The sequence below is a fragment of the Pedobacter miscanthi genome, assembly GCF_032678605.1.
In the GTDB taxonomy this organism is placed as follows: Bacteria; Bacteroidota; Bacteroidia; order Sphingobacteriales; family Sphingobacteriaceae; genus Pedobacter; species Pedobacter miscanthi_A.
On the sequence record NZ_JAVTSU010000014.1, the window covers coordinates 24,193 to 40,027 of the forward strand.

Sequence of the window (15,835 nt, forward strand, 5' to 3'; positions counted from 1 at the left end):
TTGACATTTTATTGAGTGATCGGATTATCTGATTACACTACCTTCTTGAAACTTTTCTGCAGGAGCCACAAAAGTAAGTTTTCCTTCAGCATTTTCAGCCATTAGGATCATACCCTGTGATAAAATTCCTTTGATTTCTCTCGGAGCAAGGTTTACGATCATACTTACCTGTTTGCCAACAATATCTTCCGGTTTATAATATTCGGCGATGCCAGAAACTACTGTCCTTTCGTCAATACCTGTATTTACGGTTAATTTTAACAGTTTTTTTGTTTTCTCTACCTTTTCGGCAGCAACAATAGTCGCTACACGGATATCCATGGCAGAAAAATCATCAAACTGGATATTTTCTTTTGCCGGAACAGCCACAGCCGTACTCGCAGCGTTACTGGCCTTGCTTTGATTTAATTTTTCAATTTGGAAATCAATTTCGGCATCTTCTATTTTTTCGAATAAAAGAACAGCCTCACCAATCTCATGACCGCGTTTTAATAAGCTCACTGTACCTGCGTTTTCCCAGTCATGACCACCATTTTTTAGCATTTTCATTAATTTTTCTGCTGTAAATGGCAAGAAAGGTTCGATCAAAATCTGAATATTAGCAGCTATTTGAAGTGCAATGTGCAATATCGTCCGAACGCGGTCTTCATCGGTTTTGATAAGTTTCCATGGTTCGGTTTCTGCCAGGTACTTATTACCTAAACGAGCAACATTCATCACTTCTGATAACGCCTCTCTAAAACGGTAATTTTCTATTGAAGCAGAAATTCTAGCTGGATAGCCTGCCAGTTCATCAATAACTGCCTGGTCAACTTCGGTAATTTCCATGCAAGTAGGCACTGAACCACCAAAATATTTATGAGTAAGTACCATTACGCGGTTCACAAAGTTGCCCAAGATGGCCACCAGCTCGTTATTATTTCTTGCCTGAAAATCTTTCCAGGTAAAATCGTTATCCTTGGTTTCTGGTGCGGTAGCAGTTAATACGTAACGTAATACGTCTTGTTTGCCTTCAAATTCCCTTAAATATTCATTGAGCCAAACTGCCCAGTTTTTGGAAGTCGATATTTTTTGACCTTCAAGGTTTAAAAACTCATTTGCCGGAACATTATCAGCCAAAGTATATTCGCCATGCGCCATTAACATGGCTGGAAAAATAATGCAATGGAAAACGATATTATCTTTCCCAATAAAGTGAACCAATTTGGTTTCATCACTTTTCCAGTATTCTTCCCAACCACATTTATCGTTTTCGTAGCTACTGATGTAATATTCTTCTGCTTTCGGATTCCAAACGTCTAATTTTGCATAGTTACAAAGCTCTTTCGTAGCAGAAATGTAACCGATTGGTGCATCAAACCATACATAAAGCACTTTACCTTCTGCATCGCGAAGTGGAACGCGTACACCCCAGTCTAAATCCCTAGTCATCGCCCTTGGCTGCAAACCGGCATTTAACCAGCTTTGACATTGTCCGTAAACATTCGGGCGCCATTCTTTATGACTTTCAATATAAGTCCTTAAACGATCCTCGTATTTATCAAGTGGTAAAAACCAGTTTTTAGTTTCTTTCAAAATTGGTTTATCGCCCGAAAGGGTAGATTTTGGATTAATTAAATCGGTAGCATTCAGCGTAGAGCCACAGTTTTCGCACTGATCGCCATAAGCATTTTCATTGCCACATTTAGGGCAGGTACCGGTGATGTAACGATCAGCCAAAAATTGTTTCGCTGTCGCATCATAATATTGTTCGGTAATTTCTTCAGTAAAAACACCTTTATCATAAAGCGTTTCAAAGAAATCAGCTGCTGTTTGATGATGGGTTTGTGAAGAGGTACGGTGATAGATATCAAAAGAAACGCCAAATTCCTTAAAAGAATCGCCAATAATTTTATGGTATTTATCTACCACTTCCTGAGGAGTAATTCCTTCTCTCTTGGCCTTTAAAGTAATTGGAACGCCATTTTCGTCAGATCCGCAAATGAATTTTACATCACGTTTATTTGATCTTAGGTAACGGGCATAAATATCTGCAGGAATGTAAACACCCGCAAGGTGCCCAATATGAACCGGTCCATTGGTATATGGAAGGGCTGCAGTTACGGTATATCTTTTTATTTTACTATTATCCAAAACAATTTTTATTAATTTGGCAAAGATAAGTGTTTTGAAGATGATTAAGCAGCCCCCGTATTTAAAAAAAGGAGATAAAATTGCCCTCGTTTGTCCGGCAAAAAAATTACCGAAACCTATAGACCATGCCATTGAAATATTAAAAAGCTGGGATTTGGAAGTTATTATCGGTGAGAGCGTGTATGCCAGCCACCACCAGTTTGCAGGAAGCGACCATTTAAGGACAAAAGATATCCAACGTTTTTTGGACGATCCTTCTATAAAAGCTATTATTGCTGGCAGGGGAGGTTACGGTGCTATCCGAATTATTGATGATCTTGATTTTACCGAATTCGACAAAAATCCTAAATGGTTTGTGGGTTTCAGCGACATTACCGTATTGCTTTCGCACCTCATTGCACAGCACCATACACAATGTCTGCACGCACAAATGCCATATACTTTTGATGAATCAACTAAAGAGGCTTTAACCTCTTTAAAAAAGGCTTTATTTGGCGAAAAACAGGAGTACAATTATCAAAGTACATTTAAAAACAGGTCAGGAGAAGCTTTTGGAATTTTAATTGGAGGCAACCTCACTTTGCTGGCTATGATGCAGGGTTCGGTTTCGGAGATGGATTTTACAGACAAAATTCTTTTCCTGGAAGATGTTGGTGAACACGAATACAGTATCGACCGCATGTTACGAATGCTAAAAAGAGCAGGAAAACTCTCAAAACTAAAAGCATTGGTTGTTGGGGCTTTTAATGAAATAGCAGATGAAAAAATTTCTTTCGGACAAACGGCTGATGAAGTAATTTGGGATGTTGTTAGGGAATATGATTACCCGGTTTGCTTTAATTTCCCGACAGGACACATCGATAATAACCTCTGCATGGCATTAGGCGCTGAGGTAGCATTAAATGTAGAAACAAATAACGTTCAATTTAAATATTTATAAATGGCAATTTTAGATAATTTAGGAAAATACCGTAATACCGGACTATTGCTTTTGCGCTTAGGCATAGGTGTAATGTTTATTATCCATGGTTTTCCAAAGCTAGCCGGTGGACCAAACGGCTGGACCGATTTAGGCGGAAGTATGAAAGTAATAGGTATAAATTTTCTACCGATATTTTGGGGATTTATGGCGGCTGCCACTGAAACCTTTGGCGGTTTTCTCTTAATTGTAGGCTTGTTCTTCAGGCCTGCCTTAATTTTATTAATTTTTACAATGGTGATAGCCGCGTTAGTGCATTTCGGCAAGGGCGATGGCTTAGGCGGAGCAAGCCATGCGATTGAATTGGGTATTGTATTTTTTGGATTGATTTTTATTGGACCCGGAAAGTACAGTGTGGATAAGAAATAAGTTTAATTATTCGTTCAATTATAAGAAAGGCCTGGAAAATTCCCAGGCCTTTTTTTTTACATTTTTTTAAATATTAATAAGAAGGATTTTGTTGTCCGGCCAGCACTGGGTTTGCTTGTGTTTCTACAGTTGGAATAGGCCAGATAAACCTAAAACTTGTAACTGCACCATCATAAGGAATAGCTGCAACAGATCTTGCTCCAGTGTAACCAGCAGCAGCGTTATATGCTGAAAAGGCAACAGTAGAGCTTGTTTTTGCAGGAATTCCATTTGGTCCATAAAGATTTTCTTTTGCAAGGCGATGAATATCCATCCAACGTTTACCTTCACCCAAAAATTCGATTCTACGCTCATTAATAATAGCCTGTATTAGGCTTGCATCTGTTAAGAAATTTGCGGCAGTGTATCTATCAGCTAATGCAACAGATCTATTTCTAACTGCATTTAACAAAGCTAAGGCCTGAGTTGCATTTCCCGATCTTGCATAGGCTTCAGAAACATTTAATAAAACTTCTGCATATCTGATAATTGGGTTTGCATCTGTCCAGGTTGCCGGATCTTTATATTTGGTAGTAAAATAATATTTAGCAGCCACACCAGTTACCGCATCAGTAGTGGCCAATAAAGTTCTGCGCAAATCTGTTGCTTTCCAGGATGGATCATTCCAAATAATTGGCGAGATAACTGCGAGTGCTCTTCCCGGTGCTTTTGAATACATTGTACTCAACGATCCATTGGTTCCTGCGTTACGAATAGTTGAATTTTCTATTGAGAAGATCGACTCAGTATTACCATAATTGGCACCAACACTTGCAAACGGTCCGTCAGGAGTAGCAGTCAATGCATAAGCACCAAGTGCTGCAGGTGCCGTGAATGTTGGCCCTGTAGCTGCAGTTCCTAATTTCGCTCCTTCTGTAATTACACCTGCATAATCGCCCATATGTAATTTAACACGGGTTTTTAGGGCAACAGCTGCTCCTTTTGTACCTCTTGTTATTTTTAAAGATGCTGTTGTTTGGGTAGGAAGATTAGTTTCAGCAAAATCAAGATCAGATAAAATTAAATCATATCCTTGTTTCACGGTACTACGTCCTTCATTTTTATACTGATCTACTAATTCTGGGGTATTAATTCCTACTGTTCTTAATACTACGCCCTGGTGGGTAGCCCCAGCAGTATGATTGTAAGGACGCGCAAAATGAATAAGTAATTCATGATAACTTAAGGCCCTAACAAAACGGCATTCTGCTTCTCCACCCGTAGCCACATCTGCGGTGATGGTACCCGCTGCAGCGGCTTCTTTTAATTTTGCAATTACAATATTTGCACGATTAATGGTAGCATACAAGCTGGTCCACAGTGCAGTATTGTTTGCTGTTGTAGCATCATAGCTATTTTCGTAAGTAACAAGAAAGAATGACGGAATAGCCATCATGTCTTCTCCTCTCATGTCGCCTTGAATGGTATTTGCTGCACCAAAAGGATAGCCACGATTTGAATTATCGGTATAAGGACTAGATTGGGCAGCGCTATACACACCAGTGATGGCTAAGGCTGCACGTTGAGGGTTCGAATAAGCATCATTTTCGGCAAAGGTATTATCAGGTACAATATCAGTATATTTTTTGCAGGATCCTGCGAATAACATCAAGCCCATTAAGGGAAGTACCCAAGCTTTTTTATTGTTAAAATATCTATTTTTCATCTTTAAAATCTTTATCAGTTAAAATCTCACGTTTGCTCCAAATGTAAACGTACGTTGTTGCGGGTTGCCATTAAAATCGGTACCGTATCCAGTTGTTGCAGATGCAGCGGTATTTGTTTCAGGATCAAGCCCTTTGTAACCTGTAAGTACGAATAAGTTTTGTGCAGAGGCATAAAATCTGATACCACTTACTTTTAATTTTTTAACAATGTTTGCCGGAACTTTATAACCCAATGCTACGTTATCTAAACGGAAGAATTTACCATCTTCAAGAAAACGCGTAGTGGCGTCACCATCTCTGTTGATAAATGTAGACCTACCAAAGTATTGTCTTGGCGTTACGCCATCACCTGGGTTTGCAACACTTTGCCATCTACCTAAAATCTCGGTGCCGTTATTTACAAAGTTTTGATTTAATTGATCAACACGTGTTCTATTGTAGATTTTATTTCCGCCTTGAAATCTGAAGAATACATTCAGATCAAAATCTTTATAAGTTAAAGTATTATTAAAGCCTCCAAACCATTTTGGTAATGAACTACCTAATACTTTCTTATCTGTTGATGCCGACAACACTGCTGTTGCTCCTGTTGCACTAGGGTTTGCAGGATCATAAACGTTGTAAGTTTGGTTAGTTACATTACCCTGAATAATCTGACCGTTACCTTTAACGTAAAGCGGGTTACCATTTGCCGCATTAACACCGGCATACTCATAACCATAAAATGAATTTAACGATTCACCAACGCGGATAATGTTATAGGTACTAATCTGATCCTGACCTTCTCTCAATGATTCAACAATATTTTTTTGAGTGGTTAAAGTTAGGTTTACATTATAGGTAAAATCCTGGCTTTTAACCACATCGCCACCTATTGAGAATTCAAAGCCTGAGTTAACAATGTTACCAACATTTTGTGTAATCGTATTAGTCGGAACTCCCAATGAAGGAGCTGTTGGCGCATTTTGAACCAGCGCATTGGTATTTTGTCTGAAATAATCAGCAGTAAAATTAACCCTACTGTTAAATAAACTAAGTTCCAATCCGAAATCAGTTTTCTTTTGCGATTCCCATTGTAGATTATAGTTACCAATGTTACTAAAGCCGATACCTGGCTGCGCGCCATAAACCGCAGCATTATATTGACCAAGGTATTTGAAATTACCAATATTTACGTTACCTACTTCAGCAAATGACCCACGGATACGGAAATCGGACACAAAAGCTAAAGCTGTAGAATTTTTAAAGAATGGCTCTTCAGAAACGCGATAGGCTGCTGATACACCTGGGAAATAACCAATACGGTTTGCTTCAGGAAGATTAGAGTTCTTATCAGAACGGATAGATCCTCCAATGTAATACCTATTTTTATAGTTGTAGTTAACACGTGCAAGATAAGATTCTAATGCTGTTCTAGCTAAACCACCTGCAGCTGTTGGTGTTACAAAAGTTCCGCTAACAATATTTTGATTCCAATAAATATCTGTTAAATTAGAAATGGCTGCCTGATAAAAAGATGATCTATCGTTCTGAAATTCCTGAACTAACGTTACACTTAAATTATGGCTATCCGCAATTGATTTATTATACGATAACACATTTTGAAGATCTAACCTAATACTTGGGCTATAGGCTTGAGTCATGCTGCCATTACTGCTCACACCATCGCCGGCACGAGGGTCAGTATAACTAAAATCATCTACATTCTGATTATCGATACCAACTTGGGTTTTGAATTTTAACCCGTCGTAAATATTAACTTCTGCATATGCTGTAGCCAGTAACCGATAAGTCTGAGATCTTCTGATGTTATTATCTAATACGAACCGTTGGTTACCAATATTATCAGAAATAGTAATCAAGTTAGCGCCACGGCCTAAAGCAGTTTTATTAGGCGCGATATTATACCCGGTTACATTAGTTGCATCATAAACAGGTACGTTAGGCAACATACGTAAACCACCAAAAATATTTCCTGATAAAGTATTGCTACCTGTTTGCGGCCCTCTATTATCCTGATAGGTAAATCCAGAGGTTAATCCAAAGCTTAGCACCTTATTAACTTTTTGATCAAAATTAGCCTTTAATGAATATCTGGTTAGTGAGTTTGAAATAATTACCCCCTCTTGATTGCTATAACCCAATGAGAAATAATATTTTGCCTTTTCATTACCACCTGATGCAGAAACGTTATGATTTTGCTGACTTGCTGTTCTGAATAAATAATCTTGCCAATCTGTATCTACAAAACCTCCGTTACCATCTGATAACGGGAAAGCTTGTGGAGCCACACCTTGAGCCGCATAACGCTCATTTGCAATTTCAATGAATTGCTCTGCGTTAAGTTGATCGTATCTTTTAGAAACTTTACCAACGGCATAATAGCCATCATAAGTGAAGTTGGCCTGGCCTGCTTTACCTTTTTTAGTGGTAATTAAAATTACACCACCAGCTGCTCTCGAACCATAAATCGCTGTTGAAGCTCCATCTTTTAAAACCTCGAAAGATTCAATATCTCCAGGGTTGATATCGGCTAAAGCATTTGAAGAAGTAAATCCACCAACATCACCAGAGAAAATTGGAACACCATCAACTACGTATAAAGGACCTTGTCCAGAGGTAATGGTGTTGGTTCCACGAATACGGATTTGGGCAGGTTGTCCCAGCAAGCCATTTGCTGTGATCACCTGTACACCAGGTGCTTTACCAGCCAAAGCTTTATCAAATGAAGGAATAGAACGATTAGCAAATTCATCAGGAGAAACACTCGACTGAGATCCGGTAACATCTTTTCTGTTCACAGTACCATAACCAACCACAACAACATCCGATAGCGAACGGGAATCACTTATAAGCACAACATTAAGTGTATTAGAACTGGTAACCACTCTCGACTGAGAGGCATAACCAATAAAAGAGAATTCGATTGAGGTACCTGGATTGGCCCTGATGGAAAACTTACCGTCTGCACCGGTTGTGGTTCCACCTGTTGCGCCTTTAATTTTAACACTTACGCCAGGAAGCGGCAATCCGTCTTCCTTGCCCGTAACCGTTCCAGTGATTGTTCTTTCTTGCGCTATTGCTGAGGAAGCAATAAATAGCAATATGAACAAACTTTGTAGAAGTTTTTTCATAAAAAAAATAGTTTAGTTTAGTTAATAATAGTACAATATAGAGTTTAGTATTTTGTAATACAAATTTTACAATAAAAATTATACAGATTTTATTGCGGGATAATAAAAGGTTAAAAAATGAAAGATGATGACTTGTTTTTAAGTTAAATTTTCAATTGCGCTTATGGTGGTTCTAACTCGCATTTTTAATTTTAACAATTGGTTCTGGGAATTCTTGTGAGGCCTAATGGCGCTCGTGGTTGTTCATTTGTACAATCGCTTCTTTTGCAATAGACAATGAGAACAAACTTTGTGTAAGTTGTTTCATAAATAATTAGTTTAGTTTCGGTTTAATAACCCAATATAACACTTAGAAAAACGTCAAGCAAATTTTACAAAATAAAAATTGAATTATATTTAGGGGGATATTGAAAAAGAAAGAGAAAAATTCATCTAAATATGTCGAAAAAGCCCTAAAAAAAGCAAAAACACGACAAAGTATCATTTAAATCACGATAAAATCTATTAAAAAAAATACAATTACATTAAAATGGGGTTAGAAAAAAAATGAGTAAGAAGAGTGACCTAATCTGGTTAATGTATATTTTTTTTACAGAAACTACTTTAATCTAAACAAATTAACAAAAACCATCTCCATGAATTAAGGAAAATAAAATACATAATAACAAACCAGCATCAGGTTATATGATGGAAACAATTAAGATTATTCATAAATTTATACAAATAATCCTATTAACATGAAAAAACTCATTCAACGAACAATTGTGTTCTCTTCAATTCTCACATCATCATATCTAACCGGATATGCACAGATTGGCACTGAAATTACCCTGGCGAATAACGATGTTAACTATTCTGGAAAAATAAGCACTGATAAAACAAATCAGGATTGGTTAGCTCCAAGCTGGAACAAGGGTGCGGTTAAGCTAAGTAATGATTCTATATATAGGAACTTAGATTTAATTTATGATATCGCGAATAACAGGCCCATATTTAAATCCGAAAGCGATAAACCACAGATGTTTAAACTAGGCGTAAAAGAATTTTCTATTAATGTTCCCAGTGAAACGGGAAGATCAACTGTAAAAAGATTTAAAAACGGATTCCCGTCAATAGATGGAGGAAACGCATCTACATTTTATGAAGTGCTTTCAGAAGGGGATGCAACTCTTTTAAAAAAGATTCAAATTAAAGTGATTGATGAAAGGCCTGCAGGTTCTATCTATAGCGTAAAACAAAAACAAAAATTTTATACCTACTTTATCTTTTTGGAGAGTGATAAAAAGATTATTGAAGTAAAGAAAGACAAGAAACAACTGCTGTCAACTTTAGATCAATCGAAAAAACAAAAGTTAAATGACTTTATAGGAGAGCACAAGCTTAACCTTAAAAAAGATGATGAGTTATCGAAGTTGTTTGATTACTATAATACGTTATAATCTAATTGAACAACATCTAAAATAAAGAAATACGCATTATTTCCTGAAAATAATCAATCGTAATTAAAACCAGAATAAAAACATGCCCCCAAACAGCATTCAAGCTCTTTGGGGGCATTTTATTTTAATCTAGTTTACTAAATTATCTACTCTTTTTATATTTAATCACTAAAGAAACCTCCCTAGGAGCTGCAGTTTGATTCCAATCAAAGTTCAATGTGAACGTTTTGGTTGCCGGATCATATTTGTTAACCTTACCTGCAATGTTTTTAAGCGTTGTATTTCCTAATGCCTTCATTGTAACCAAATTTGTTGCTGGATCAACTACCGCCCTCAAATTATCGATACCACCTATGTTCGACGTACCACCGGCCCATTTTAAGTTAGTAATTTCAACAGTAGTAGCATCAATTGTACTTAAAGTTACATCTGGATTAGTTGAAATATTGCCATTTAAAGCATCCCCAACTGTTGGAACACCTGGAGCCGAATATCTTTGTACTAAACTACCAGCATTCATTGCATAAATACCATCCCAACTATTTTTAGCAGATAGTGTTACTAAAGTCGTATTATAATTTCCACTAATTACATATTCGGGTTTGTTAACACCTACAATCCTAAATGCCAATACATATGGTAATGCTGGATTTAGATCTTGAGGATTAAGCGTTAGCCTAAGATAAGCAGATCTAGAACCTTTTGGTATTGTAACATTTAGTCCACTTGGCAAAGTATATTTATCAGATGGGAATGTTGCAATTTTACTCTTCGTAGGATCATCATTATTTGCTTTAACCTTAGCATCGGTTTGATCCATGCTCAAAGTTACCACAACATCTTCTGCTGCCGGCTCACTTTGTGCTAAACTAACCTGTACAAGATCTAATGTGGTAGCTTTGTTTTCCAGAAGCAAAGCGAATGGCTTGGCAGCGGTTGGTAGCTGAGCAACCTTAGCAGCATCAACATTGATCATGCCATATGTTTGATCACTTACAAGATCATCTTTAAGGCAAGATGACAATCCCATGGTCAATAATGCCAGAGATAATATGATTGAATATTTTTTCATTTCAGTTTGATTAATTATTTATCCCAAAAAATCTTTGAAGTTTGAGCATTAATTGTTCCTTGTGCAGCTACATTCGCACCATTGGTATTGTACTCAGATTGAGGGTATAATAAACGTGATGGTACAATATTGCTCCCACGACTAGGAGACAATGAAAGTGGCAGATCTGCTGGAACACTAAGCCTTCTATAATCAACATAAGCTTCAAAATTGTTGATACCGGCTAATGCTAGATACTTTTGCATATCAATTAATCTAATCTTATCTGTTGCCGTAGCCCAATTTACAATAGGAGCCGCTTGAGCCAAATAAGCTGTTGCTGTGTTTGTAGCATCTGTAACACCTAACCAAACAAAGGATTCTGTAACGGCAGCCCTATATGCGCTTTGGCCATCACCAGTTATCCAACCTCTCTGAATAGCCTCTGCTTGTAAGAAAAGACTTTCTACAGAAGTAAATACCCATTGATCCTGAGTAGGACTTTTAGCTAAACCTGGTCCTGCAACATCAGAAGAGTTAATTGCTTTTGGATCACTATTCGGAATACTTTCACCATAATTATATCCATAATAGGTATTATTATTTAATGGAGTTGCCGCTTTGCTGAATACATATTGATAACGGATATCGTCATTATTTCTAAATTTACCCAAAATATAGTTATTAGCTCTGTTATAATCATCCACTATAGCACCCAATTCTGTAGTTTTATAAGCCGCCCAGTATGGATTCTGTTGATTTGCAGCAACAGCATATCCCGGATTTACACCTGCGCTCGCACCTGCTGTAATAAAACCGCTACCATCTGCTGTAATTTTAGCAATTTCCGTACTAACCGCAGCCGCACTTAAATACTCTGACTGGTGTATTATCAACTTTAAACGTTGGGTATTAATTAGCTTTCTCCATTTGGTTACATCGCCCTTAAACATAATATCCGCTGCTTTTATTTCAGCACTTGTGCTTGTAATGGCTGCAAATGTTTTTGCTGCCTCATCAAGTTTAACCAATAAGTTTGCATAAATATCTTCTCCTTTATCATACGTAGGAAGAATATTACCTTGAAAATCAAAAGCTTTCGAATAAGGAACATTACCAAATTGATCAACTAGGTACATAAAACCGATTGATTTTATCACCTTAGCTGCTCCAACATAAAAGGGCTGACCTAAAGTAGTTCCTTTTTTTTCCATTAAATCGGCATCAAATAAGATATCGTACCAACCAGTATTGGTATTGGTCCATTGAGTAGCCCCAAAGGTAGTGGTTATCGCATACGATTCTTGTTCTGTACTTGGCCCATAAGTACCAGAACGCGCCCAATAACCCATCCATAAAGCCGCGTAGTTATAAGAAGTTGCCATCTTTGCTGCAGTACGTGAAAGTGCTGATGGCAATAATAACTGTGGTGTAATTGACCCCTCTACCGGAGAATTGGGATTTTGATTGATATCAAAGAAACTTTTTTTACAACCAGCCATTACCAGTAACGACAGGATGGAAGCATATATAATCTTTTTCATTTTTCTTATCTCTTTATTTACTCTATTAAAAAGTTATCGTGATGTTACCACCAAAAGTACGAGTAGGAGGATTAATACTTGAATCGCTGATACCATTACGGTTACTAGTTGCGGTTCCTGAAGATCCAACACCAAATGATGTATTTGAATCAGTATAAGTAAAATCCGGATCTGTATAAATATTCGATTTTGGCAACCATAGCGCTAGATTTCTGCCTGTAAGCGCTACTGACAAACCTTTAATTACATTCTGATTTCCTAAGATTTTAACAGGAATGTCATAACCAATTGAAACTTCACGTAATCTCCATGATGCAGCACTGGTTAAAAAGTTTGTACCAACGGTTCTGTAAACACCTGTATAGAAGTTTTCGTTATTATTAATCGTCACGTTGGTATTTGGAGAGTAACTTCCATCAGTATTTCTTATAGATGAATTTGGGAACACAAATGGCTGACGGTTATTGCTAGCTGTTTCGTAACCTACACCAGTCCAAGCCATTGCCTGACCTATATCGTGGTAAGCGTAATGTCCACCTTTATATTCAAACAAAGCTGAAACATTTAAACCTTTCCAGCTAACAGATGGATTTAAACCTAAAATCCATTTTGGCATGGTCTGTCCGAAAATTTGAGTAACTGGGTTTTGTGTTGGTAAACCAGTGGTACCATCTACAACCACTCTTCCTTGCGGATCCCTCACATAATCAGTAGCCTTAATTACAAAAGCAGGATAACCATTAACAACATAATTTGATGCATTAGTATAACCACCAATTAATACTTCGGGTAAGCCTTCGTAAACTTTAGTGATTTCTGTTGTATTGTAAGTAGCATTCGCTCTGAAATTAACCCTAACCTCACCTAGGTCTACTAATGGAGTAAGTTTCAAATCTAACTCAACACCTTTGTTATCAAATGAAGCAGCATTTACATACGCATTTGTGTAACCGGTTGATGCAGATACGTTGATCGGAATAATCTGATCAGTCATTTTCTGGTTAAAGTAAGTTGCCTCTACTCCAATTCTTCCGTTTAAGAAACCAAGCTCAGCACCAGCCTCAAAACTTTTGATAAACTCAGGTTTCAACAACGGGTCATAAGTTGTATTATTCGCGGTATACCCTGGCAAAGTACCATAAGGGAAGCCTGCTGTCTGACCAAAAGTTGCCGCCAATAAGTATGGAGCAATATCAGCATTAGCCGTTTTGTTGTAAGCAGCTCTTAGTTTTAAATAAGAGAGAACTTTATTATTTTTTAAGGCTTCAATGGCATCGGTTAATACAACAGCTCCACTTACACCTGGATAGAAGAACGAGTTGTTTTGCAATGACAAAACTGAAGTTTGGTCATTACGTCCGGTAAATTCAATATTTGCCCAACCTTTATAGCTTAAGCCAGCACTACCATAAAAACCTAACAATCTTGATTTTTGATATGGAGAAGATCCGGTTAACAAACCTACACGGTTTGCAACGTTAAATAACTCAGGAACAACTAAACTTGATGCACCAATTCTAGTGTCACGCGCCTCATCCTGACGAAGGTAAGTACCTACAACAGCTGTTAATTTAAAATCGCTTCCTAGTTGCTTGTTAACAGATGCAAATGCTTCTGAAGATAAACGTGTATTTTGGAAAGATCTTTCTTCAATCGCACCTGGAATTAATTTGAATGATCTTCCTAATCCATATGCATCAGGAACTTCACCTTTTGAGCTTCTTCTCTCATTAATCGTTTGTGAAGTGATTGCAGCACGATAAGTAATGTTTAACCAATCTGTTGCTTTGAAGTTCAAATCAAGATTCGAGATTAAATCTGCTCTTTTTCCTTCTTTTCTCCAGTTATCGATAGCAAAATATGGGTTTAAACCATAATCAGTAAAATAATTGTTATAGGTAGCGTATTTATTACCTGTAAAATCTTTGTATGATGTTAACGGAACAAATGCCGGAGTATTGAAGATCAAGTTCATTAATCCACCATTCAATCCTACGTTATTATTTGAATTATAGGTAGACATCGCTGCATCATCGAAAACATTATAGTTTTGTTGGCTATAATTTGTTTTAAATGCTACTTTGAATTTTCCATACTCTTTAGATACGTTAAGACGAACACCGGTTCTTCTGTTTTTATCGTCAGGAACGATACCTTTAATGTTAGCATCCTGAAAACTCAAATAAAATTCTTTAGTTGCAAATGAAACATCATTTTGCATGGTAACACCAGTATCAAAAAACTTTTTGCGCTCATCTGTAGGGCTATAAGTTACGCGTTGAATACTGCCATCTGGTAAAGTGTGTCCAACATCTACTGTAGAACCGTCAAAGGCAGGTCCCCAAGACCAGTTTTCGTAAGGAATATATTCACCAGCACCACCTAAACCAAATTTTTCCTGAAATTTAGGAAAAAAGGAAATCTGAGTAAACTGTGTAGAGTTACTTAATGTAATAACAGGTTTCTCATCTTTTGATCCTTGTTTAGTAGTCACAACAATTACACCGTTTCTAGCATCTGGTCCATAAAGCGCTGCACCAGCAGAACCTTTCAAAACGTTTACAGACTCAATATCATTTGGGTTGATTGTAGAAAGGTAATTGATATCAGACTGAACACCGTCTAATAACAATAACGGATTATTATTACCTGTTAATGAACGGATACCACGAAGGTTGATTTTTACGTTTTCGAAAACCCCACTATTCGTTGAAGTAACATTCATACCAGAAACTTTACCTTGTAAACCGTTAACTGCGTTAACCGCTTTAGCTTGAGTAATCTCTTTGCTGGTAACAGTTGTTGCAGCGTATCCAAGGTCTTTCTTTTGTCTTGTAATACCCAAAGCTGTTACAACTACCTCAGTTAAAACTTTTGAATCAGATGTTAATGTTACATTAATTGAGGCAGCCCCACCAATTGCTTTACTTTGATTAGTATAACCAATGTAAGAAAAGTCTAATGTTGTTGCTCCTGATGCAACTTTGATGGAATACTTTCCATTTGCATCTGTTACGGTACCTGTTTGTGTACCTTTTACTCTTACACTTACACCTGGGATCGGCAATCTGTCGTCTGATGATGTAACTGTACCAGTGATTGTTCTTTCTTGTGCCATTGCTGTTACAGCAACGAACATAAGTATGAACAAACTTTGTAGAAGTTTTTTCATAATTTGAAAATAGGTTAGTTAATGATTATTTTAAACGCTAAATATAGTGGAGATGACCAACATTTTAACAAACTTTAACAAAGCAAAGAAATATAATGACTTTTAATTGACAAACTACCTGTAATTAAAACGGTTTAAGTGTTGCTTTTTCACACACCGAGGCTACTTAATTGCCCACATTTTACCATAATGTTTACAAAAAGAAAGATAATACCATTAATTTAATATTAAAGAAGCTTAGAACGGAAGATGATTTAATAAAAAAATTGTGCCAAAATTTTCGACAACTGCAAAATATAATTAAAAGT

At 37.0% G+C, this 15,835-nt stretch carries 9 protein-coding genes; 3 read left to right on the forward strand and 6 right to left on the reverse strand.

Going from position 1 to position 15,835, the window contains the following annotated elements; genetic code table 11:
* Window positions 1-24: 24 nt before the first annotated feature.
* Window positions 25-2,133, reverse strand: a complete 2,109-nt coding sequence (metG, locus tag R2R28_RS20005; protein ID WP_316827435.1) for a methionine--tRNA ligase — start codon at window positions 2,131-2,133, stop codon at window positions 25-27.
* 40 nt (window positions 2,134-2,173) lie between these two features.
* On the opposite strand from metG, the gene R2R28_RS20010 reads away from it, so the two are divergent.
* Window positions 2,174-3,073: an LD-carboxypeptidase gene (locus R2R28_RS20010; RefSeq protein WP_316827436.1), complete on the forward strand. Its 900-nt coding sequence runs from the start codon at window positions 2,174-2,176 to the stop codon at window positions 3,071-3,073.
* Window positions 3,074-3,481 (forward strand): DoxX family protein, encoded by a 408-nt coding sequence (locus tag R2R28_RS20015; RefSeq protein ID WP_316827437.1) that lies wholly within the window; start codon window positions 3,074-3,076, stop codon window positions 3,479-3,481.
* Between the two features lie 73 nt (window positions 3,482-3,554).
* Here R2R28_RS20015 and R2R28_RS20020 read toward each other — a convergent pair whose 3' ends face one another.
* Both R2R28_RS20020 and R2R28_RS20025 read right to left on the reverse strand, forming a co-directional pair.
* Window positions 3,555-5,186: a RagB/SusD family nutrient uptake outer membrane protein gene (locus R2R28_RS20020; RefSeq protein ID WP_316827438.1), complete on the reverse strand. Its 1,632-nt coding sequence runs from the start codon at window positions 5,184-5,186 to the stop codon at window positions 3,555-3,557.
* 18 nt (window positions 5,187-5,204) lie between these two features.
* Window positions 5,205-8,321 (reverse strand): TonB-dependent receptor, encoded by a 3,117-nt coding sequence (locus R2R28_RS20025; RefSeq protein ID WP_316827439.1) that lies wholly within the window; start codon window positions 8,319-8,321, stop codon window positions 5,205-5,207.
* A gap of 737 nt (window positions 8,322-9,058) precedes the next feature.
* On the opposite strand from R2R28_RS20025, the gene R2R28_RS20030 reads away from it, so the two are divergent.
* Entirely contained in the window at window positions 9,059-9,760 is a 702-nt protein-coding gene (locus tag R2R28_RS20030; RefSeq protein WP_316827440.1) for a hypothetical protein, read from the forward strand.
* A gap of 142 nt (window positions 9,761-9,902) precedes the next feature.
* Here R2R28_RS20030 and R2R28_RS20035 read toward each other — a convergent pair whose 3' ends face one another.
* The 3 genes from R2R28_RS20035 to R2R28_RS20045 are packed head-to-tail and all read right to left on the reverse strand — an operon-like array spanning window position 9,903 to window position 15,527.
* Window positions 9,903-10,832 carry a DUF1735 domain-containing protein gene (locus R2R28_RS20035; RefSeq protein WP_316827441.1) on the reverse strand — a complete coding sequence of 310 codons (930 nt, stop codon included), beginning with the start codon at window positions 10,830-10,832 and terminating at the stop codon, window positions 9,903-9,905.
* 14 nt (window positions 10,833-10,846) lie between these two features.
* Window positions 10,847-12,355: a SusD/RagB family nutrient-binding outer membrane lipoprotein gene (locus R2R28_RS20040; RefSeq protein ID WP_316827442.1), complete on the reverse strand. Its 1,509-nt coding sequence runs from the start codon at window positions 12,353-12,355 to the stop codon at window positions 10,847-10,849.
* A 25-nt stretch (window positions 12,356-12,380) separates the two neighbouring features.
* Window positions 12,381-15,527 (reverse strand): SusC/RagA family TonB-linked outer membrane protein, encoded by a 3,147-nt coding sequence (locus R2R28_RS20045; protein ID WP_316827443.1) that lies wholly within the window; start codon window positions 15,525-15,527, stop codon window positions 12,381-12,383.
* Window positions 15,528-15,835: the final 308 nt, after the last annotated feature.

Excerpts from the sequence above, each read along its gene's own strand:
- R2R28_RS20025 (WP_316827439.1), bottom strand. The coding sequence starts at position 8,321 with ATGAAAAAACTTCTACAAAGTTTGTTCATATTGCTATTTATTGCTTCC.
- R2R28_RS20030 (WP_316827440.1), top strand. The coding sequence starts at position 9,059 with ATGAAAAAACTCATTCAACGAACAATTGTGTTCTCTTCAATTCTCACA.
- R2R28_RS20010 (WP_316827436.1), top strand. The coding sequence starts at position 2,174 with ATGATTAAGCAGCCCCCGTATTTAAAAAAAGGAGATAAAATTGCCCTC.
- R2R28_RS20045 (WP_316827443.1), bottom strand. The coding sequence starts at position 15,527 with ATGAAAAAACTTCTACAAAGTTTGTTCATACTTATGTTCGTTGCTGTA.
- R2R28_RS20020 (WP_316827438.1), bottom strand. The coding sequence starts at position 5,186 with ATGAAAAATAGATATTTTAACAATAAAAAAGCTTGGGTACTTCCCTTA.
- R2R28_RS20015 (WP_316827437.1), top strand. The coding sequence starts at position 3,074 with ATGGCAATTTTAGATAATTTAGGAAAATACCGTAATACCGGACTATTG.
- R2R28_RS20040 (WP_316827442.1), bottom strand. The coding sequence starts at position 12,355 with ATGAAAAAGATTATATATGCTTCCATCCTGTCGTTACTGGTAATGGCT.
- R2R28_RS20035 (WP_316827441.1), bottom strand. The coding sequence starts at position 10,832 with ATGAAAAAATATTCAATCATATTATCTCTGGCATTATTGACCATGGGA.